Source organism: Nocardia amamiensis NBRC 102102 (assembly GCF_001612745.1).
GTDB lineage: Bacteria > Actinomycetota > Actinomycetes > Mycobacteriales > Mycobacteriaceae > Nocardia > Nocardia amamiensis.
Genome location: NZ_BDBA01000004.1, coordinates 75951 through 96803, shown reverse-complemented (window position 1 = coordinate 96803; position 20853 = coordinate 75951). Strand labels below are relative to the sequence as shown.

Sequence of the window (20853 nt, the reverse complement as noted above, 5' to 3'; positions counted from 1 at the left end):
TCGCTACCCCGTGAATGTGATCGTCGCGCTGAAACCCCAGATGACCAGGCTCAACAGCATGTCCAAAGTGATGATCGCGACGAAACTGGCTCGCACCGCACGTCCGGAGGCGATACCGACGCCCTCCGGTCCACCGGTCGCGAAAAACCCCTGATAGCAATGGATCAGGATCACCGCGATGCCGAAAACCATCACCTTCAGCACGGCAGCGGCAATATCGGGACCGCTGACGAATTGGCTGAAGTAGTGCTGGTAGACCCCCGATGCCTGGCCGTGGACGCCGACGACGACCAATGTGCAGGACAGATAGCTGAGGATCAGTGTGATCAGGAAGGTGGGCACGATCGCGACCACGCCAGCGATCACCCGGGTGGTCACCACGAACGGAATCGACCGCAGACCGAGACATTCGATCGCGTCGATTTCCTCGGAGATGCGCATCGACCCGATCTCCGCGGTCATCCGGCATCCGGCTTGCGCCGCGAATCCGATACCCGCGATGATCGGCGCCAGCTCCCGAGTGCTCGCGAACGACGAGACGATCCCGGTCAGCGGGCCGAGCCCGATCATGTTCAACGTGCCGTACGACTGGATACCCACGGCCGCGCCGAGCACCATACCCAGCACGATCAGCATCGGCACCGTGCCGCCACCGACAATCAGCGAGCCTCTGCCCCACGTCGTTTCGCTGATGGCGCGAATGGTTTGGGTCCGATAGTGCCTGAGCGTCAACGGGATCGCCGACAGCACCTGCCAGCAGAACGACAACATGAACCCGATCGAGTCGATCGGCAGCAGCAGCTCTTGCCGTCGGCGGATCACCCGATACGCCCAGCGCAGTCCTTTCGGCGCGTACGGCGTCGCGGTCATCAGGCCATCCTCGTCGGTACGAACATCTGAACCAATTGACTGACAACGAGATTGACGACCAGCACGGACACCACCGACAGCACCACCGAGGCATTCACGCCATCGGCCACGCCGCGGGGCCCGCCCCTGGCCTCCAGCCCCCGCTGGCAGCCGATGACCGCCACGATGAACCCGAAAAGGATCGCCTCCAGCAGCGAGATCCCCACATCGGTGACCGTGGTGAAGGAACCGAAAGTCGCCCAATAGCTGCCCGAGGTCACGCCCTGCGCGCTGATCGCGACGATGTAACCCGCGGCCACACCGGTGAAGATGATCAGCACGTTCAACAGCGGTGCGACCAGCACCATCGCGGCAATGCGCGGAATCACCAGGCGGCGGACCGGACTCACGCCCATGACCCGCAGCGCGTCCACTTCCTCGCGGATCGTGCGTGCGCCCAGGTCAGCGGCGATCGCCGCGGCGCCGGCACCGCCGAGTAGCAGTCCCGTCGCGATCGGGGCGCCCTGCTTGATGACTCCGAGCCCGCTCGCCGCCCCCAGCAGCGAGTCACCGCCCAATTCTCGGATCATGTTGCCGATCTGTACCGAGACGATCACACCGAACGGAACCGCCATCAGGATCGCGGGCAATGCCGTGACCGTGACCATGTACCACGCTTGATGCAGCATCTCTCGCCACTGGAATCGGCCACGCACCAGATCCAACAGCCCCTCCCGGACGGACTCGATCGCGAGATCGACCGTCCGTCCCCAGGTGCGTACGCCCGATACGACGGTATCGGAGAAATTTGCTCGTACGATCCGCAGCGCGGATGAATCTTTGCGCTGTTCGATCGACACGTTGGGTGCCAGAGTCAAAACAATCTATCTTTCGCTCGGGATGCTCTCGCATACCGGATGTCCCAGGGCGAAGAGCACCTGCTGGGCGAGGGTCTCGATCCACTCGGCTGTCACAGCGGCCGGATCACGCCGCGAAGTTCGCAGGATCGCCAAAACGACCCCGCATGTCAGATCCAGAGCGGCTCCCACATCGTGGACGTGGAAGCACCCCGCCGACAGCCCGGCTCGAATGCCGGACGATAGGCGTGAGCGGATGTCGGGGTTATCGAGAATCCGGCATCGCGCGGCGAGGACGATCGCGGCGGCGTCGGGATCGGCGAGGCCGAGCGCACCGAGCGCCCGCACCTGTGCTCGGACGACCTCGACCGGCTCATCGATGCCCGAGGCCGCGTTGTCCAGGATTCGGGCAAGGTCCTCGACCACCTCGGCGATAACCAGGTCGAGCAATTCATCTTTGTCACGGAAGTGGTTGTAGAAGGATCCGGTCGCGACACCGGCGTGACGGGCCAGATCGGCGATGCCGAGCCGCGCGGCCCGGCCGCTACCCAATGCCTGACGGCCTGCTTGGATCAGCGCGGCGCGTGTGCGCAGCGCGCTTCGCGCCCGGGCGTTCACCGCGTCGGCATCCTGTGACTCCAGCACCCCCTCGGGGCTGCCGTGGACACGCTGGTCACGAAGAGCGGAATCCGGGTCGATCCGACCCTCGGCAGTAGCTCGTCCACTCATAATGGATACAGTGTGACCGCTATCACGACAGACGTCAACAGGTTTCAGCAACATTGTTGCCGTTATTTTGCCGAGACTCTTCGGCTACGATGTATCCGAAAGAACTACCAGGTAGAACACTATCTCTACACGAATCCAGCTCGGGGCCGCCCCCGCTCGGCCGCATCGCGGGACCGCCCCTCGATGGCGCACACAGCCCCGCGGCAGTGGGTTACTGATCCAGCGTGACGTCCGGGCGCGAAAACAAAACGGTTGTCGACGGCGGCCCGAACCGCGTCAGAGCGGGGAAGAACTCGATGCGCATCCATGGGTCGGCAGCCCGGCCGAGTGTCGTCAATGCCGAGTGGCTATAGGCACGCAACATGCTGATGAATCCGTCGTGCAGCAGCGGGCGCACCGGCGGGAGGAGAGCAACGACCCACAGAGGGAGCGTCAGAATCAGAGTCAGCGCAAGTTTCCTCGGTGACGGCCGATCGAGGTCGATGACCAGGAATCGCTTTCCCACCCGAGTGGCTTCGGCGATCGCCTTGTAGGCCACAACCGGCGGCAAGTGATGAAACGCCCTGGCGAAAACGACAAGGTCGTAGCTGTCGTCGGGGGCATCTATCGCGGTCGCATCGACTACTTGCGTGCGCACCCGCGGGTGTGCGCCCAATTCGCCGGCGGCGATGTTGGCGACCGAGGTCGGGTCCAGGTCGCTCACGGTGACGGCGGCCCGGGGATGGTACTCCACGATCTTGGCGGAAAGCTTCCCATGGCCGGCGCCGATCTCGAGTATGCGCGGCGCGGGTATATGCGAGACCACCCGCAGCGCCGCACGCGCACTCTTCTCATGCACCTTGTCCAGTGTTCCCACGCGGTCCAGGCTCTTGATGACCTTCTGTTTGAGCTCGTCCGGAATGTCGTAGCGGTCGGTGTACTCCAACACATCGGTCTGCATGCGCCGATCCAGCCAGGACGCGTTCGGCCCACCTCGCGGCATAGCGGCGATTGCCGACTCGACTTCACTCGCACCCGTCATGGCCATCCTCCTGGAAAGCGACTCGACACAGCTGATGCGACCAGGCTAACAAACGAACTAGTTCTTCTGACTGTTCTAAGCCTATGCTCAGCCGATGCGAAACACGTCCGAATTGCGCGAGGCGATCATGACCGCCGCCAGGGATGAGTTCGCGCGGTACGGTCTGGCCGGTGCGCGTATCGATCGCATCGCGCACGCCGCCCACGCCAGCAAGGAACGCCTGTACGCCCACTTCGGCGACAAGGCCGCGTTGTTCCGGGAAGTGGCGGCCCGAGACGGCGCCGAGTTCTTCCAGATAGTCGCTCTCGAGCCCGACGACGTCCCCGAATTCGTCGGTAAGCTCTACGATCTCGCCCGTCAGCGACCCGACTTCCTGCGCATGATCACTTGGGCGCACTTGGAAGGGTTGACTCTCGACGAACCTCAGGCTGCCGGAAAACCGATCCCCGCACAGACCCTTGCCGCTATCGAGCAAGCCCAGCAGCGAAACCTCGTCGATCCGGTGTGGGACCCGCTCGAGCTGCTCGTCATGCTCTTCGGCATCGGACTTTCCTGGGCGCAATGGCCCGACCCGACCGCGCTCACCGACAACCCGGCGGTGATCGCGCACCGCCGAGCAAGCGCGGTAGAAGCCGCCGCACGGGTCATTCGGCCGCGAACCGGGTAACCATTTCAACGGCGGCGGGCGGAGTCACCCACAACGAGCTGTCCGCGAAAATCCTAGCTGGACTTCAGGATCCATAGAATTCGTCGAGCAACGGCCGAAGCGCAGACTCCACGTCGAGAGTGGGGTCCAGTGCGGCAGCCGAACGCAGCGCCGCCAGAGTCAGTTTCATCAGGCATTCGACCACCGCGCCGACGTCGAACGGCTCATCGTTCTGCAGCCAATAGACGGCAGCCTCGTCGATCGCGCCGACAATCGACCGGATCATCATGCGTAAGGCCGGATTCTGCGGGTCGAGCCCCAGCAGCGAGATCCAGGCCTCGATGGCCTGCCACCGGCCTGCCTCGAGCACCTCCCATGCCTCGGGATCAGCGCCCCGACCCCCCAGCACCAAGCGCAGGGCGAGCCCGCGATGAGCGGCCAGAAACCTGAACTGCGCGATGAACGCGCTGCGGATCTGCTCGACCGGCGATATTTCGGGACGCAGCACATGGGTCTGCAAGATGCGATTCGACGTGTCCTGTATCGCCTCCAAATAGAGGCCACGCTTGGTGCCGAAGTAGTGGAACACCAGCCCATGGGCGGCATCGGCGGTCCGGCAGATGTCAGCCACGGCCACCTCGTCATAACTGCGCTCGGCGAACAACTCGACCGCCGCATCGACGAGACGCTGCCGGGTTTCTGCGGCCTGCGCGGCGCGCGAGGTCAGTCGGCTCTTATCGGTCGTGCTAGTCATTGCGCCCTCCATCGCTGAACACCTCTCCGCCCGATAGTGCCGGTTGACCTGGGAAAAAACAAGTTGATTCCAAGTCGTTGACATCAAATCAATAAAATTGTTACGCTACCGCCAGATCACTTGATGTGACCCGACTCACCTATCCGCCGCAGCAGCAGAACTGGTACATCGCACCGTTGCCGTGCGTTGTTCAGGGCGGATCGCAACAAGGAGGCGACCATGGATGCCGGGAAGAAACTGGCCCGAATCGGCAGGCAAACCACTCGCCTCCCCAGCACCACGGGACCGTCATCCGAAGGAACTCGGCTCCCAGGGTTCCCGCGGAGTTATTGGATGAGCAACAGCTTCGGGACCGAAGCCACGCCGTCAGCGTTGACTACGCCCAGCGGCCCGGATCAATTGCGGCTGACGTTCGGCTGTTTCCCCAGTGGCGTCATCGCGGTCTGCGCCATGCGCAACCAACAACCCGCGGGCATGGTGGTCAGCTCGTTCACCTCGGTGTCGCTGGACCCAGCGCTGGTGTCGATCTGCATCATGAACAGCTCCCAGACCTGGGCGTCGCTGCGCGATGCGCCGAGGCTCGGGCTCAGCATCCTCGGTGACGAGCAGGAGCCGATGTGCCGGCAATTGGCGTCGCGCTCCCCGGATCGGTTCGCGGGCGTGGAATACGAGTGCACCGCCGAGGGCGCCGTGCTGCTATCCGGCGCGGCAGCCTGGCTGGACTGCGCCCTGCACGACGAGTTCCGCGCAGGCGATCACACGATCGTGGTGCTCGCCATCCGCGGCCTGCACGCACATCCCACCGCACTCCCCCTGGTTTTCCACGGCTCACGGTATCGCCGTCTCATCACTTGACGGAGATCGGATTCAGCAGTACCACAACATCTTTCATCCAAGGAGCGACAATGAAGATCGGTAACCTCGGTGATCGCCTGGTCATCGTGACGGCAGCCGGAGCCGTCGACGTCGAACGCGCCAGCGGTGGCCGCTTCACCGCCGAGCCGCAGGCGGTCTACGAGCGTTGGACCGCGTTCCGGGAGTGGGCCCACAGCGCCGATCTGTCCGCCGCCGAGCCGTTGGACCCCGCGCTCCTGCGACCTCCGGTGCCACGCCCACCCCAGATCTTCGCCATCGGACTGAACTACCGCCAGCACGCCGCCGAGTCCGGTCTCGACCTGCCGAGCGACCCGCTCGTGTTCACCAAGTTCGCGAGCTGCCTGACCGGTGCCCACAGCAGCATTCCCGTACCGACCGACGGAACCGCCGACTGGGAGATCGAGCTGGCGGTCGTGATCGGTGTCGGTGCCCGCAACGTCTCGGCCGACCGCGTCTGGGAGCATGTCGCCGGCGTCGCCGTGGCCCAGGACATCTCCGAGCGCTCCGTCCAATTTCGAGGTCCCGCACCGCAATTCAGCCTCGGCAAATCTCTTCCCGGCTACGGCCCGATCGGCCCCTGGTTGGTCACCCCCGACGAGCTGCCCGATCCCGACGACCTGCACATGACCTGCACGCTCAACGGAGAGGAAGTGCAGAAGACAAGTACCAAAGACATGATCTTCCCAGTGCCGCAGCTGATCTCACGGTTGTCGGCCTTGCTCCCACTGCTGCCCGGTGACCTGCTGTTCACCGGCACACCCGCCGGCATCGGCAGCGCGATGAATCCGCCGCGCTTCCTGGAGCCCGGCCAGACCCTGATCAGCCGGATCGACGGTGTCGGCGAACTGCGAAACCCCATTGTTGCCGCCGATACGGCGTGATCCTGCCGAATTTTAGACCCCCACAGTGATTTTGGAGTACGCATGACCACCGTAGAGAATGACCGGACCGAGACCATCGAGGATGTGCTGGCGCGTATCAAGGAGTTGACGCCGCTGATCCGGAAAAATGCGGCCGACGGCGATTCGGCCCGCCGCGTGTCCGAGGAGACGATCGCCGCGCTGAAGGAAGCCGGCGCGTTTCGAATCCTGGCACCGCGTCGCGCGGGCGGCCTCGAGACCAGCTCGCGCGCGTTGCTGGACGTAACCTCGGCGATCGCCGAGGCCGACGGCGGCGCGGCATGGATTGTCATGATATCGAACACCAATGCCTGGATAGCCGCCCTCAAAGGGGGCAGCGCCTTCGAGGAGATGTACGCCGCGAGCCCCGACCTGATCGTCGCCGGTGTGCTGGCGCCTTCCGGCACAGTCCGCAAGGTCGCCGGGGGCTACCGGGTCAACGGCCGCTGGCCCTACGCTTCGGCCAGCTTGCACGCCGACTGGGCTACCAACGGGGCACTCCTGGTCGACGACGACGGTCAGGTGCTCGACCAGGTCGGGATCGCGATGCCCCGCGCGGACTTCCAGGTCGAGGACACCTGGTACGTCGCGGGGATGCGCGCATCGGGCAGCAACACGATCGTCGCCGAAGACGTGTTCGTTCCCGACACTCACGTTTCGTCCCTTCTTCCGATCATGACGGGCGAGTACATCGCTGAACATCCCGATGCGCCCCTCTACCGCTCGGCCATGACCTCGTTCATGAACGTCGCGGTCCTGGGACCGCAACTGGGTCTCGGCCGTGCGGCCCTGGAGCTGGTCCGCACCAAAGCCGCGGAGAAGGCGCTGGCGTACACCACGGTCACTCGGCAAGCCGACTCCGTCGCCTTCCAGATACTGGTCGCCGACGCCGCGATGAAGATCGAAACCGCCCACCTGCACGCCTACCGTGCTGCCGATGACATCCAGGCGCACGCGGACGCCGGAGTGTTCCCGGAGCTCATCGCCCGCGCCCGGATTCGCGGTGATGTCGCGATCACCTTGCGCAGTATCAACGAGGCGCTGAACATCCTGCTCGATGCACACGGCGCCGCATCGTTCGCCGAAGTCAATGCCATGCAGCGGATTTGGCGCGATTCCAACGTTGCCGCGCGGCACGCGGTGACCCTGCCGCACGTCTCGATGGAAACGTACGGCAAGGCCCTGCTCGGCATCCCCGAGCACATCACACCGCTTATCTGAGCGGCAGGTCGATCCAACGGTCGTAGAAGTAATCCCGCCGAGGGCGTGCAGGCCACGCCCTCGGCAGCGGTGACGCTTCACCGAATGCGACTCGGACCAGGCGCACGTACCCCCGAGCGAGCGGACCGCTATGGTAAGTACAGAACCGTACTTCCCAGAGAGGAGCCGCCGTGACCGATAACGCGCCCATTCGGCGGCCGCGCATGACGCCTGATCGCGAGTACGAGCTACTGACCGCGGCGCTGGATCTGCTGCGCGAGGTCGGATACGAGGCGCTGTCGATGGATACCCTTGCGACGCGGGCACATTGCAGTAAGGCGACACTGTATCGAATGTGGCCGACCAAGCCACAGCTGATCGCCGCAGCCCTGCGCGCCACCGGGCCGACCGACGCGAAAGATATCGATACCGGAAGCCTTCGGGGAGACCTGGTGGCCATGGCCGACCGGTTCGTACCGCGCGCAGAGCAGGACACGGCACTGATCGCCGCGCTCGACCACGCGATAATCACCAATCCCGACTTGGCCGCGACCCTGCGAGCCGTCCTGCTCGAGCCCGACACCGCCGATCTCGCCCGCTTCGTCAACCGAGCGGTCGAACGAGGAGAACTACCCGCACGGCCCCCCGCCGCCGAATTGCTGTCCCCCCTGTTCTTCGGCGTGTTCGTCACGCGGCCGGTCTTCGACGGTTCCTTCGCCGATGCCGACTACATCACCCGATTCATCGACGACATCGCGCTACCGGCACTACACCACTCCGCCTGTCGCTGATCGAATCTCGGCCGCGTCCAGTTGACAGCAGCAGCCCGAGTCGTCTTCATGAGACACACCTCACACTCTAAATAGTACGATTGCGTTCCTCCCGAGCCGCTGCCATTCTTGTTATAGAACGACTTCGTACTATAAGAGAGGCGTAGTCCATGCCCGAGCACGCGGCTGTCGAACTGACCAAAAGCGACCCTGCCCCCGCCGATTCCTCCCGAAGTCTCGGAGGTTCGCGGTGGTGGCTACTCATCGTCATCGCCCTCGCGCAGCTCATGGTGGTGCTCGACGCGACCATCGTGAACATCGCATTGCCATCGGCGCAGCACGACCTCGGCTTCAACGACAACGAACGGCAGTGGGTGGTCACCGCATACGCCCTCGCCTTCGGCAGCCTGCTACTCCTGGGCGGCCGGATCGCAGACCTGTTCGGCCGCAAAGCGACGTTCCTCGTCGGTCTGGTCGGCTTCGCCGTCGCGTCCGCGGTGGGCGGTGCCGCACCCAGTTTCGAAATGTTGGTGGCCGCCCGGGCCGGGCAGGGCATCTTCGCCGCACTGCTCGCCCCAGCGGCGTTGTCGCTGCTGACCACCATCTTCACCGAAGGCAAGGAACGAGCGACCGCTTTCAGCGTGTACGGCGCGGTGTCGGGTGCGGGCAGCGCCATCGGGCTACTGCTCGGCGGTGTACTGACCGAGACACTGACCTGGCGCTGGACGCTGTTCGTCAATCTGGCCTTCGCGCTCGTTGCGGCCATCGGCGGGGCACTCCTACTGCCGCGTGTTCGCCGGGACCGCACGGCGCGGCTCGACGTACCCGGTATCATGCTGGTGTCGGCTGGTTTGTTCAGCCTCGTCTACGGCTGCACGAACGCGGAGACCAACGGGTGGGCAGATATTTCCGCCTGGGGCCTGCTGGTGGCCAGCGCCGTTTTGCTGGCAGCTTTCGTATGGTGGCAAACCCGCACGAATCATCCCGTGTTGCCGTTGCGGATCCTGACCGACCGCACTCGCGCCGCGTCGATGACCGCGATCTTCATCAGCGGTGCGGGGATGTTCGGCATCTTCCTCTATTTCACCTACTATCTGCAGATCAATCTCGGGTACACGCCGATCCGTACCGGCCTGGCGTTCATGCCGATGGTCTTGGGTCTGATGATCGCGGCCATCACGGCGAACAATGTCCTGATCCCCCGGATCACCCCCAAACTCGTTGTGCCACCCGGTATGGCGATCACCGCGATCGCACTGGTGTGGATGACCACCTTCGACGTGAGCAGCGCGTTCCTCACCCACGTGCTGCCCGCACTGTTCGTCGCCGGTTTCGGTATCGGTTTGATCGTGGCGCCCGCCATGAGCGCGGCGACCCTCGGGGTGGCGGCCGCGGACTCCGGTGCCGCGTCCGCGACCGTGAATGCCGCGCAGCAGGTGGGCGGCTCGATCGGAACCGCGTTCCTCGCCACCATGTCGACCAGCGCAGCCAACGACTACCTGGCATCCCACGGCCCCATCAATCCCGATGTACTCGCCGACGCTCAGCTCACCAGCTACGCCACCGCCTACTGGTGGTCGGCCGCCATCCTCGTCACCGGCATGGTCGTCACCGCTCTGCTGTACCGCCGCGGTGTCCTCGAACAAAGCGACTCGCAGACACCGACCGTCCACATGTGACCCACGACCCGAGAGCAGACAGTCATGATCAGCAGTACCGCAGGAATCTACCAGCGGGTTTCCCTGGAACTATCGGAGCGGTGATGCGGCGGCGAATGACCTTCGCAGTGTTTGTCGCGGCTACGGTCATGGCCGCGGCGACGGCACCAGCGAACGCGTCCCCGACCGAGCCCGGCACGGTCCCCGTCCCGGTGCTGGGCTGGAATAGCTGGAATTCCGGAATTCCGCTGAACGAGAACACAATCCGAGAAACCGTCGACGCCATGATCGCCTCCGGCATGCGCGATGCCGGTTACCGGTATGTCAACCTGGACGCCGGATGGGCTGCACCCGAGCGAGATTCGCACGGCGACCTGCAGGCCGATCCGGAAAAGTTCCCGCACGGCATGGCCGCCGTCGCCGACTATGTCCACGACCACGGCATGCTCCTGGGCTTGTACTCCAGCCCCTACAACGAGACCTGCGGGCAGACCCGAGCCACGGCCGGCCTCGGCCACGAGGCCCAGGACGCGCGACAATTCGCCGCATGGGGCGTGGACTTCCTCAAATACGACTGGTGCCACGCCGACTCCGACCACAACGAACAGGTCAACGTATTCACCGCGATGCGAGACGAGCTACGCGCCACCGGCCGCGCAATCGTCTACAGCATCAACCCCAACAGCTCCGACGACGCCGACGCGGGCACCACCTACGACTGGTCGACGGTGGCCGATATGACGCGCAGTACCGGCGACCTGATCCCCTTGTGGCGCAACGATTTACCACCGGCGAAGATCGGCGACTTCGACACCCGCGGATTCGTCGGCGTCATAGATCAATACACCACCACAGCCACCGGAAACCGGATCGGGCGCGATCCGGACATGCTCGTCGTCGGGATCACCATGGCCGAGTTCTTGGGCGCACACACCGACGGCATGCCCGCCATGGCCGCCAAACAGGGTGCGCTGTCCGCCGAGGACGCCGCGCGTCTCGGTACCGGTCTGCGCATCTCCCCGCAGTTGCTCGACCTGCTCCGCCGACAGGACAGCCTCACCATCGCCGAACAACGCGCCCACTTCTCGCTGTGGGCCATGCTCGGCGCACCACTGATCGCAGGCAACGACGTGCGAACAATGTCCGCCGAAACCCGCGACATCCTCACCAACCGCGAAGTCATCGCCATCGACCAAGACCCGACACGCGCACCTGGCGCCGCCCTGCCCGATGACCATCGCATCATCGTCAAACCACTCGCCGATGGCTCCGTCGCGGTAGCGCTGTACAACGACAGCGGCCGCCCGGCAACCATCAAAACCACCACCGCGGCAACGGGACTCGCAACATCCGAGCAGTACCGGGTCCGTGACCTATGGGCACACACGACCACAACGACAACAGGTCCGATCACCGCACACGACATCCCGCCACATGGGGTCGCCTTGGTGCGCGTAACACCCGATCGCTCGACCTGAACACTGTAGGTCCGCCCGAAGCACACTGCGACGCTTCGGCTCCGGTCTCGGTGATCGTGTCTTCCGGGTCGGCCGCGGGTCAGGCGCCCCGAGCGCGACACCGCCCCAAGTGCCGCCGATCGATATTGCATCAGAGTCCAAATCGGCGGTTCGGATTTGGCGCGTGGTCCAAGCGGAGGGCCGGCCGGTGCGGGTTGACTTGGTCGCGTGAGCATCAACCTTCTCCGCTACTCCACCGAATCGGGCGCCCCTGGCTGGGGCGTCGTTCGCGGCGAGCGGGTGCTGCCGCTGCCCGGCGAGTACCCGACGGCCGGCGAGGTGCTTCAGGAAGGCGCCGAGGTGGCTCGAGCCCTGCTGACGGAATCCGGCGATTCCGGCATCGAGTTGGCGGACGCCACCCCGCTCAACCCACTGCCCGGAGCGAAGGTCAACTGCCAGGGCACGAACTACCGAGCGCACATGGCCGAGACCGGGGTGGATCCCGACCAGCCGTTCAACCTGTTTTTCACGAAGTCCACGGGTTCGCTCACCGGGGCGCGCGACGACATCGTCACTCCGCCACACGTGCGGCTGCTGGACTACGAGATCGAATTGGGGATCGTCATAGGCAAGGCGATCACCGGCCCGGTGACGGTTACCGCGGAGAACCTCCCGGACTACGTCGGGGCTTTCGTTGTCGGAAACGACGTCAGCGCCCGGGATGTTCAGCTGTCTCAGGGGCAGTACTACAAGGGCAAGAGCTATCGCACCTTCTGTCCGGTCGGCCCCTACCTCTGCGTGCCCGACCGCGGCGAGGTGCACAGATGGAAGGACCTGCGGCTCCGCCTCGCGGTCAACGACGAGCCCCGCCAGACGGCACTGGCCACGGAAATGGTCTTCACACCCGCGCAGACCCTCACGGAATTCTCTCAGCTGGAGGACTTCGCGGTGGGTGACCTGTTGCTCACCGGCACTCCAGGCGGGGTGGCCATCAAACCGCCCAAGCCGATCGTGCAACGCCTCGCCGGGCTGCTGCCCGAGGCAAAGAAGTGGGACCTGTTCATACGGACGCAGTCCCGCAACCGCGCCTACCTCACGCCGGGAGACGTCGTCACGGCGTCCATCCGCACCGACGATGGCGTGCTCGACCTCGGCACGCAGCGCAACACCGTGCGTTGACCGGGAAACTCGGAGAACGAGCGATGTCCGACACCACACCACCGGCCGACCTCGAGGCGCTGCCGTGTCCGAGGTAACCATTGTCGGCGCCGGTGCGACCAGATGCACCCTGGCGCTGCTCTTGTCGCGCTACGGCCTCGCCAGCACCGTTCTCGAACGCCGGACCGACCCGTTGAACCATCCGGCCGCGCATGTCGTCAATGCCCGGTCCCAGGAAATCTGGCACCACGCTTCTCCGACCTTGGCCAGGCAGATCAGCGCCCTGGCGCCACCGGCTGAGCAGGTCGGTGTGATCCGCTGGTTCACGGACCTGAACGGCGCCCCACTCGGTGAAATCGACCTGCTGGCCTCCCCCGAGCAGGTGGAACGCGTGCAGAGCCACAGCCGGTACCTCATCTCGCACATCGGCCAGCACCAGCTCATGCCGGTGCTCTGGGATGCCCTCGAGGCCGACCCACACGTCGACTTCCGTCGCGGCGCCGAAGTACGCGACGTGCGGATGACGCCATCCCGCACGACGGTGCACGCAGCCGACCCGCGCGGATGCACGACCGCGATCTCCTCGCGATTCGTGGTCGGTGCCGACGGCGCCAACAGTGCGGTGCGTGCAGCTCTGGGTATCGGGATGCGCGGCCGGGTGCTGGCCAACATGGGCAGCGTCTTCTTCAATGCCGAGTTGTTCACCGACGACATCCGCCCGTTGCTGAGCTGGATCTACTCCCCCGCGTTGTGCGGGGTGCTGATAGCGCATGCCGACGACGACTACGTGCTCATGACCCCGTTCCTGAGCGAGCACCAGGAGATCGCTCGGGACGGTCGCGCGTTCTGGGCGCGAACGTTACCGCGAGTGATCGGGCAGCACGTCCCGTTCCGAATGCATTCCACGGGCACCTGGACGATGACCAGTCAGGCCGCCGAGACCTTCGCCGAGGGCAACGTGATCCTCGCCGGTGACGCCGCCCACCGGTTTCCGCACACCGGCGGTTTCGGCCTCAACAGCGGCGTGCAGGACGCGCACAACGTCGCTTGGAAACTCGCCGCCGTTCTCGAAGCTCGCGCGCCGACCTCGCTGCTGCACAGCTACGAGCCGGAACGGCGACCTGTGGTGGAACGGTTCGCCGAACAAAGCGTCGACAACCACTTCCGGCTCGACGAGGTCATGGCCGGCCTGGCCCCGGGCAACCGCGCTCTCGCCCAGGTAACCCGCGCTTTCGCCCCCGCCGTCGATCGCCGCTGCTGGGAGACGGCGCCGCGGCACGTGACCGACGCGCCACGGTCGGATCCCGAATACCGGACCAGTTACAGCATTTCGCCTCCACCGGACTCGAATTCGGCTACGCCTATTCGGGGGCACTCATCCGGACCGAACCGACGCCGCAGCCGATCAACGACGACGGCATAGTGGACTACGTGCCGACGACATGGCCCGGTGCCCGCGTACCGCACGCGTGGCTGGCCGGTGACGACGACGACGTGTCCACGCACGACCTGCTCGACCTGCGTGACTACACGCTGTTCACACCCGACCCGCAGGCCTGGCGTACCGCCGTCCCACCCACGATGCCCGTCATAGTGGTGGGTCTGGACGCCGCGATCGCCTCGGACCGACAGCAGGTGCTCGACCTGTTCGAGGTCGGCGAACACGGCGCCGTGCTGGTCCGGCCCGACGGGCACGTGGTCTGGCGCACCACTGCGGACGCCACCTTCGCCGCGGCGGAGCTGGAGCGGACGGTCAGCGGCTCAGCGATCTCCACCGCCGAGGAAGGCGTCGCACCGTAAGCGCCCTCGCCGCTATACACCGGTCGCGAACTGAGGTTGCGAGCCCGGATGTTCCGACGTACTCGGCTCGGCCGCGCTCGGCCTCGATGCGTAGCAGGAGCACCAGAGCATCGTGACTACAACGTCTTCCATGTAACGGCGCTCTTGTTGCTGCGCGATGTCGTACCGGGACGGGTGCCTGCCCCCTGTTCGAGCAGCGTCGAGGGGTCGTCGCCGGAACGCAGTCGCTCCAGGAGGTACCAAGCGATCATCTCTTTGCTTCGGGCGGTCTTGACCACCCAGTGGGCCAGTAGGTCGGGTGCGGCCGGGTTGGTGGAATTCGGGGTGGCCTCATGAGTCATGGTGTCTTGTCCCTTTCGGTCGACCGCGTTGCTCGATGCGTTCGAGGGCCTCGGCCGCCGGATTCACGGACGACGAGGTCTCCCGAAAGGGGCACCGATGTTCCGCCGAAGCGGTGCCGGACACGGATAATGATCCCCATCAGCCAACCCCGGGGCGCCCCTGAGGCGCTTGTACTGCCATGCAAACACCCGCCGGCACTTTGGACCCGAACCCATATGAGAGGAGAAGCCGCAGTCAGCGTGGCAACCGGTCACTCATCGTCGAGAACCACCGAACCCAACTCCTCGGCCAGCGCGAGCGCGGCGTGCAACTGCATACGCCGAACGCCGATCTTGCGACCTCGCAATTGCTCGGCACGCTGCACGCGGTAGGCGACGGTGTTCCGCGCCACGTGCAGCCTTTCCGCAGCCACGCTGAGGCTGCGCTCGACATCGAGATAGCACTTGAGCGTCACGCGAAGAACAGCCGTGGCCTCCCCCCGCTCCGCCAGCGCACCCAGCTCACGCAGCACGAACTCGCGGGCCCTGTCCAACCGGCCACCGAGCATCGCCACCAGATCGAGCTCGCCGTAATCGAACAACCAGCGCTCGCCGGAGCCCAGCATGCCCACGTGGGCGACCTCCAATGCCTGTTCATGGCTGGTGACGAACCCACGAACGCCCGCACCGGACAAGCCGACCGCCACGCGGACACCGTCCGCCTGCCGCTGTACAGGAACGGGTATGGCAGGCGGACGGCGAACGCTCGCACCCCACGCCCACACACGGCGACCGCCAACCGGTATCACCAGCGTCGACGAGCATCCCGCGGATTCCAGCAGGCCTGCGACCATGTCTTCGAGCCGCGTTGTACCAACGGGTACCTGCTCGTCGGACCAACCGACCATGGCGAGATGCTGCCTGGTCAGGTCATAGCCCAGCAAGCGCACCGCCCGATCGAGCGGTACGGCGTCACCGCGCAGAATCTGCTGGATCACCTCCATCCGCGCCGCGGCCGAACTCGCCACCCACGCCTCATGGGCATTGCCATATGCCTGGGCCATCTCGCTCGTGAGCCGATCGGCGATGCCGAACGAGAGTGCGGTGATACGCCGCATTTCCGCGAACCGCTGCGCGCCGGGCACGAGTCGTTCGGCGGCGTCGAGTACGTACTCCACAACCATCGAATGGCCCACCTGAATGCTGCGCAGCATATGTTCGATGCCGATCCCGCGGCTCACCACCTCGGCGGGGCCGAGCAAGACGCCAGGGGCAGCCTCGACCGTGAAGTCCTTGACGCCTGCGATCACCCCGACGGCTTCCAACGCCACCGCTTCGCAGCCGCCGCGCACCATCTGCACGATTCCGTCCACATCCAGCTCGGGAATCTCGGCGAGGATATGTGCCGCCATCGCCTGACCGAGCTCAACGGCGTACCCGGCAGCACCGGTACCTACCCGGGCCGCGAACTCCGCGACCTTCTCCGGCGGCAGCACCGAGCGGTGCAGCGCCGCCGGGTCCGCCGGGGCGAGATCGCGCACCCACTGGGATAGACCACTGGACGCCGAGGTCATCGGCACACGCTCCTTCCTGGATCCGCAGACCGACCGTTGATGACGATTTCGTCAATATTATGCGGCGCTCTCCACCTCAGGTACGAGGCGATCAGACCTCAGCCCCGTGGCTCGACGCGTACCAGACCTGTCTGGAATGCGATGACCACGAGTTGTGCGCGATGCCGAGCGCCGAGTTTCGTCATGGCACGCTGAACGTGGGTGCGAATAGTCAACGGGCTCACATACATTCGCTCGGCGATCTCCTCGTTGGACAATCCCTGCGCCACATGCACGACGACCTCGCGTTCGCGCGCGGTGAGCACCTCGAGAGATTCGGCGGGCGCGGTTTGCGGTGCCGGGTACGCGAGGAAACGGGCGATGAGAGCCCTCGTAGCACTGGGGGAGAGCAGCGTGTCTCCGGCGGCGATCGCGCGGATGGCGCTGAGCAGTTCCTGCGGTCCGACATCTTTGCCGAGGAAGCCGCCGGCACCGGCGCGCAGGGCTCGCGCGACGTACTCGTCGAGTTCGAAGGTGGTGAGGATGAGGATGCGCGTGGCCAGGGACTCGTCGCGGCAGATCTCCTGGGTGGCGGCGAGTCCGTCGAGTTCGGGCATGCGGATATCCATCAGTGCGACATCGGGTTTCGTGGCTCGTACGACTTCCAGGGCCTGTCTGCCGGTTCCCGCGACGCCGACCACCTCCATGTCGTCGGTGGAGTCGATCAGCATCCGGAAGGTTCCGACCAGCAGGGCTTGATCGTCGGCGATCACGACGCGGATGGTCATCGCTGCTCGGTGTCCTTCTCGTCGTGGCCGTCGGTACGCGGTTCCAGGGGTAGTTTCGTGGATACTTCGAAGCCGCCGCCTGGTCGGAATCCGGCGGACAGTTCACCGCCGACGGAGATGGCCCGTTCGTTCATGCCGATCAGACCGTAGCCGGGCTCGCCCGCCTGCTCGGAGCCGTGACCGTTGTCGGAAATGCTGATCGTCAGCAGCGACCGGGAGTAGTCCAGACGGACCGACGCCGAGGCTGTTCCGGCATGTTTTGTGACGTTGGTGAGCGCCTCCTGCACAATGCGGTAGGCCGTCAAGTCGACTCCGGGTGACAGCGGCTGCGGCTCCCCCGTCACCGATGTCGAAATCTGGAGTCCCAGGGGCTCGAAGGAGGCCAGCAGTTCCGGGAGACGGGACAATCCCGGGGTCGGTTCCAGAAGGGTTTCCGGATCGTTCGCCCGGCGCAGCAACCCGACTGTCGCTTTGAGTTCTCGCAGTGCCGAGGAGGTGATGTCGGCCAGCTGATCCAGCATCTGTTGTGCCTGTTCGGGTTGGATGCGCAGCAGGTAGGCGGCGGTGGATGCCTGGGCGTGGGCCAGTGCCATATGATGGGCGACGATATCGTGCAACTCCCGGGCGATGCGGACTCGTTCTTCGGCGACACGGTGGCGTGCCTCCTCCTCGCGGGTGCGTTCGGCTAGTTCCGCTCTCGCTTGCATGGCAGCGAGATAGTTGTGCCGGCTCCGTGTCGCGTCGGCGAACGCGCCGGCCAACATGAATCCGGCGAAGAGGCTGATCTTGCCGGGGGTGAAAAGCGATCCGGGACTCAGCACGATTGCCGCAGCCATCAGCACGACGCCGGATGCCAGCGGATATGGCTGGATCCACCGGCGATCCTGTCGCGAACCGACGGAATGCGCTGCGACCAGGGCAGGTCCCACCAGCATTCCCGAGACTCCGGATCCCATTGCGCCCATAACGACACCGCAGACTGTCGTCACCGCCAGCACACTGCGCGGGTAGCCGCGGTGCCACAGCAAGGCGATAACCGCGACGGCGGCGAACGCGGCGGCGGCCGCAGACACAGGCCGGACGATCTCCGGAGGGCCGCTTTCGGCGTCCAGCGTGCTCGCGAAGAGGGTAAACCCGAACAACGCACTGGCGAGCGCCACGTCGACGATGCGGAAATTGCGCTGCATCAACTGCCCTCGGTCTCGCGAGATCGGATCTTTTGTCGTGTCGAAGGTAATCCACCGAACCACGCGAATGCGGTAGACCACCCGGCAGTGGCCTACCGCTCGCCGATCAGCTCAAACGCGTGCGGGAGCCGATTCGGGCACCTCGAGATGACGCAGGCTCTCGCCCTCGACATCCACGTTCGGCAAGATCCGCTGCAGCCGACGCGGCAGCCACCACGCGTTGTCGCCGAGTAGCGCCAGCACAGCCGGAACGATGGTCATCCGCACGATGAACGCGTCGAAGACGACCGCAGCGGCGAGGCCGACACCCATCATCTTGATCATCGACTCACTCATCCCGACGAAGCCCGAGAAGACGGCGATCATGATGGTCGCCGCGGCGACGACAACCCTCGCGCTGTGCCGGAATCCGGTAACGATCGACTCGGTCGCCGACTCGCCGTGCACATATGCCTCGCGCATTCTGGTCACGAGGAAGACCTCGTAGTCCATGGCCAGGCCGAACACCACGCCGATGAGGAAGATCGGCATCATGCTCATGACGGGTCCGGTCTGCTGGACCCCGAGCAGGTCGGCGAACCAACCCCATTGGAACACCGCGACGATCACGCCCAGTGATGCGCATATCGACAGCAGGAAGCCCAAGGCCGCCTTGAGCGGAACCAGCACGGACCGGAAGACGACCATCAGCAACAGAATCGCCAATCCGACCACCACCGCCAGATAAGGAACCAACGCATCGGACAGCGTCTGCGACATGTCGATATTCAGCGCGGTCGTTCCGGTGACCAGCATTTTCGCCCCGGTTGCCGTGCGCAGTTCACCCGCCTCGTCGCGCAGGGTTTGTACGAGGTCCTTGGTCTCGGCGGCGGTCGGTCCGGCCTGCGGCACCGCGGTGAGCACGGCGGTGTCACCGGCCTGATTGAACATCCCAGCGGTTACCGACACCACGCCTTCGGTCGCAGAGATCTCCTTTTCAGCCTGTGCCACAACGGCTTTCGGATCGGGAGCGCCCTGCGCGTCCACCACGATGGTGAGGGGTCCGTTGGCGCCGGCACCGAAACCCGCGGCGAGCGCGTCATAAGCACGGCGCTGCGTGGTCGAGGTCGGCTGCGACGCATCGCTCGGCATGCCGAGCGCCAGATCCTTGACCGGAATGGCCACAACCCCGAGACCGATCACCGCGAGCAACAGGACCGGGATCGGTCGGCGCACGACAAACCTCGCCCAGCGAGTTCCCATGCTGTCCTGAGTGTTTCGGGCCTCGTCCGGCGCGCGATCGCCCTCGCGGAGTCGGCGCGGCAGAACGGCGTTCGGGAAGAACCCGAGCAGCGCGGGCAGCAATGTCAACGCGATCACGACCGCAACCAGCACAGTGCCCGCCGCCGCCAAACCCATGGTGGTCAGCGCGGGCAGGCCGACCATCGACAGTCCCGCCAGTGCGATGACGACGGTCAGGCCGGCGAAAATGACCGCCGACCCCGCCGTGCCCACAGCACGCCCGGCGGCCTCCCCGGCAGTTCGTCCGGCCTTTCGTTCGGCCAGATACCGCGAGACGACGAATAGCGCGTAGTCGATGCCGACCGCGAGCCCGAGCATCATGGCGAGAATCGAGGTCGTCGACGACAAACCGATCGCCACGATCGCGGCCACCCCGACGCCGATTCCGATCAGCGCTGTGACCAGCGGAAGCCCTGCCGCCGCAAGGGATCCGAAGGTGATGAGCAGCACGACTGCGGCAATGGCGACGCCGATCACCTCGGTCGCACCCGCCTCGGGTATCGCCTGCAGGACGGTGCCGCCGAACTCGACGGTGAGCCCGGTCGCCCGACCCTGCTCGACCGCGTCCTCCAAGGCCGCTTTCGTCGCGTCGGTGATGTTCGCGCTCCCGGCGTCGTAGGTGACAGTGGCGTAAGCGGTCGTACCGTCCTTACTGATCGCACCTACTTGGAAGGGGTTGAGCACGTTGGCCACCTGAGGACCATGCGCGACATCGGCCACAACCTTCTCGACCACGGCCTGGTTCCCGGCGGCAGTGATCTGCTGACCCTGCGGCGCCACGAAAACGATGCGTGCGTCGGCGGCGTCGGATTTGCCCCCGGGGAAGCGCTGATCGAGCAGGTCGAACGCCTGCTGCGATTCCGTGCCTGGCATCGACATCTCGCTCTCGGCGGCCTCGGGTGCTCTTGCCGCGCCGAACACCAGCGCGGCCAGCAAACCCACCCAGAGCAGCACGACCATACGCCGCTTCTCGAAGCAGAACCGACCCAGTCGGTAGAGGAATTCAGCCACGACGTCGATAGTCGCCGGGCGGATCCGTAGTCGTCATCG

At 65.3% G+C, this 20853-nt stretch carries 20 protein-coding genes; 10 read left to right on the top strand and 10 right to left on the bottom strand.

Going from position 1 to position 20853, the window contains the following annotated elements; translation table 11 throughout:
• Positions 1-3: 3 nt before the first annotated feature.
• The 4 genes from NA4_RS01765 to NA4_RS01750 form a co-directional block, all read right to left on the bottom strand.
• Positions 4-870, bottom strand: coding sequence for an ABC transporter permease (locus NA4_RS01765; protein WP_067462776.1), 867 nt, complete (start codon positions 868-870; stop codon positions 4-6).
• Positions 870-1727 (bottom strand): MlaE family ABC transporter permease, encoded by an 858-nt coding sequence (locus NA4_RS01760; RefSeq protein ID WP_245671030.1) that lies wholly within the window; start codon positions 1725-1727, stop codon positions 870-872. The genes NA4_RS01765 and NA4_RS01760 overlap by 1 nt, the downstream gene beginning before the upstream one ends.
• Before the next feature lie 6 nt (positions 1728-1733).
• Positions 1734-2435 carry a TetR/AcrR family transcriptional regulator gene (locus tag NA4_RS01755; protein ID WP_169810963.1) on the bottom strand — a complete coding sequence of 234 codons (702 nt, stop codon included), beginning with the start codon at positions 2433-2435 and terminating at the stop codon, positions 1734-1736.
• A gap of 211 nt (positions 2436-2646) precedes the next feature.
• Positions 2647-3456 carry a class I SAM-dependent methyltransferase gene (locus NA4_RS01750; protein ID WP_067462771.1) on the bottom strand — a complete coding sequence of 270 codons (810 nt, stop codon included), beginning with the start codon at positions 3454-3456 and terminating at the stop codon, positions 2647-2649.
• Positions 3457-3550: 94 nt separating this feature from the next.
• On the opposite strand from NA4_RS01750, the gene NA4_RS01745 reads away from it, so the two are divergent.
• Positions 3551-4123 carry a TetR/AcrR family transcriptional regulator gene (locus NA4_RS01745; protein WP_067462768.1) on the top strand — a complete coding sequence of 191 codons (573 nt, stop codon included), beginning with the start codon at positions 3551-3553 and terminating at the stop codon, positions 4121-4123.
• Positions 4124-4187: 64 nt separating this feature from the next.
• Here the strand turns inward: NA4_RS01745 and NA4_RS01740 are convergent, their stop codons facing one another.
• Positions 4188-4856 (bottom strand): TetR/AcrR family transcriptional regulator, encoded by a 669-nt coding sequence (locus NA4_RS01740; RefSeq protein ID WP_067462764.1) that lies wholly within the window; start codon positions 4854-4856, stop codon positions 4188-4190.
• A 333-nt stretch (positions 4857-5189) separates the two neighbouring features.
• On the opposite strand from NA4_RS01740, the gene NA4_RS01735 reads away from it, so the two are divergent.
• The 9 genes from NA4_RS01735 to NA4_RS01695 all read left to right on the top strand — a co-directional run bounded on the left by NA4_RS01735 (position 5190) and on the right by NA4_RS01695 (position 14674).
• A complete protein-coding gene (locus NA4_RS01735; RefSeq protein ID WP_084496708.1) occupies positions 5190-5711 on the top strand; it encodes a flavin reductase family protein in 522 nt (173 codons plus the stop codon).
• Positions 5712-5761: 50 nt separating this feature from the next.
• Positions 5762-6613, top strand: coding sequence for a fumarylacetoacetate hydrolase family protein (locus tag NA4_RS01730; RefSeq protein ID WP_067462761.1), 852 nt, complete (start codon positions 5762-5764; stop codon positions 6611-6613).
• A gap of 42 nt (positions 6614-6655) precedes the next feature.
• A complete protein-coding gene (locus NA4_RS01725; RefSeq protein ID WP_067462758.1) occupies positions 6656-7852 on the top strand; it encodes an acyl-CoA dehydrogenase family protein in 1197 nt (398 codons plus the stop codon).
• A 170-nt stretch (positions 7853-8022) separates the two neighbouring features.
• Complete coding sequence (locus tag NA4_RS01720) at positions 8023-8622, top strand: TetR/AcrR family transcriptional regulator (RefSeq protein ID WP_067462755.1); 600 nt, start codon at positions 8023-8025, stop codon at positions 8620-8622.
• A 149-nt stretch (positions 8623-8771) separates the two neighbouring features.
• Positions 8772-10280, top strand: a complete 1509-nt coding sequence (locus tag NA4_RS01715) for an MFS transporter (RefSeq protein WP_067462752.1) — start codon at positions 8772-8774, stop codon at positions 10278-10280.
• A 95-nt stretch (positions 10281-10375) separates the two neighbouring features.
• Positions 10376-11737 carry a glycoside hydrolase family 27 protein gene (locus NA4_RS01710; RefSeq protein WP_245671029.1) on the top strand — a complete coding sequence of 454 codons (1362 nt, stop codon included), beginning with the start codon at positions 10376-10378 and terminating at the stop codon, positions 11735-11737.
• A 207-nt stretch (positions 11738-11944) separates the two neighbouring features.
• Positions 11945-12895, top strand: coding sequence for a fumarylacetoacetate hydrolase family protein (locus NA4_RS01705; RefSeq protein ID WP_067462746.1), 951 nt, complete (start codon positions 11945-11947; stop codon positions 12893-12895).
• A 64-nt stretch (positions 12896-12959) separates the two neighbouring features.
• Entirely contained in the window at positions 12960-14297 is a 1338-nt protein-coding gene (locus tag NA4_RS01700; RefSeq protein WP_067462743.1) for an FAD-dependent monooxygenase, read from the top strand.
• Between the two features lie 8 nt (positions 14298-14305).
• Positions 14306-14674 carry an aromatic-ring hydroxylase C-terminal domain-containing protein gene (locus NA4_RS01695; RefSeq protein WP_157128742.1) on the top strand — a complete coding sequence of 123 codons (369 nt, stop codon included), beginning with the start codon at positions 14306-14308 and terminating at the stop codon, positions 14672-14674.
• Positions 14675-14790: 116 nt separating this feature from the next.
• On the opposite strand, the gene NA4_RS42390 is transcribed toward NA4_RS01695, so the two are convergent.
• The 5 genes from NA4_RS42390 to NA4_RS01670 all read right to left on the bottom strand — a co-directional run bounded on the left by NA4_RS42390 (position 14791) and on the right by NA4_RS01670 (position 20814).
• Positions 14791-15015 (bottom strand): hypothetical protein, encoded by a 225-nt coding sequence (locus NA4_RS42390; protein ID WP_067462735.1) that lies wholly within the window; start codon positions 15013-15015, stop codon positions 14791-14793.
• 251 nt (positions 15016-15266) lie between these two features.
• A complete protein-coding gene (locus tag NA4_RS01685; protein WP_067462732.1) occupies positions 15267-16568 on the bottom strand; it encodes a PucR family transcriptional regulator in 1302 nt (433 codons plus the stop codon).
• 98 nt (positions 16569-16666) lie between these two features.
• On the bottom strand, positions 16667-17335 hold the full coding sequence (locus tag NA4_RS01680) for a response regulator (RefSeq protein WP_067462729.1): 669 nt from the start codon (positions 17333-17335) through the stop codon (positions 16667-16669).
• The gene (locus tag NA4_RS01675; protein WP_218022228.1) at positions 17332-18585 is read right to left on the bottom strand and encodes a sensor histidine kinase; all 1254 of its coding nucleotides are present in this window, start codon (positions 18583-18585) and stop codon (positions 17332-17334) included. The genes NA4_RS01680 and NA4_RS01675 overlap by 4 nt, the downstream gene beginning before the upstream one ends.
• Before the next feature lie 48 nt (positions 18586-18633).
• A complete protein-coding gene (locus tag NA4_RS01670; RefSeq protein ID WP_067462726.1) occupies positions 18634-20814 on the bottom strand; it encodes an MMPL family transporter in 2181 nt (726 codons plus the stop codon).
• Positions 20815-20853: the final 39 nt, after the last annotated feature.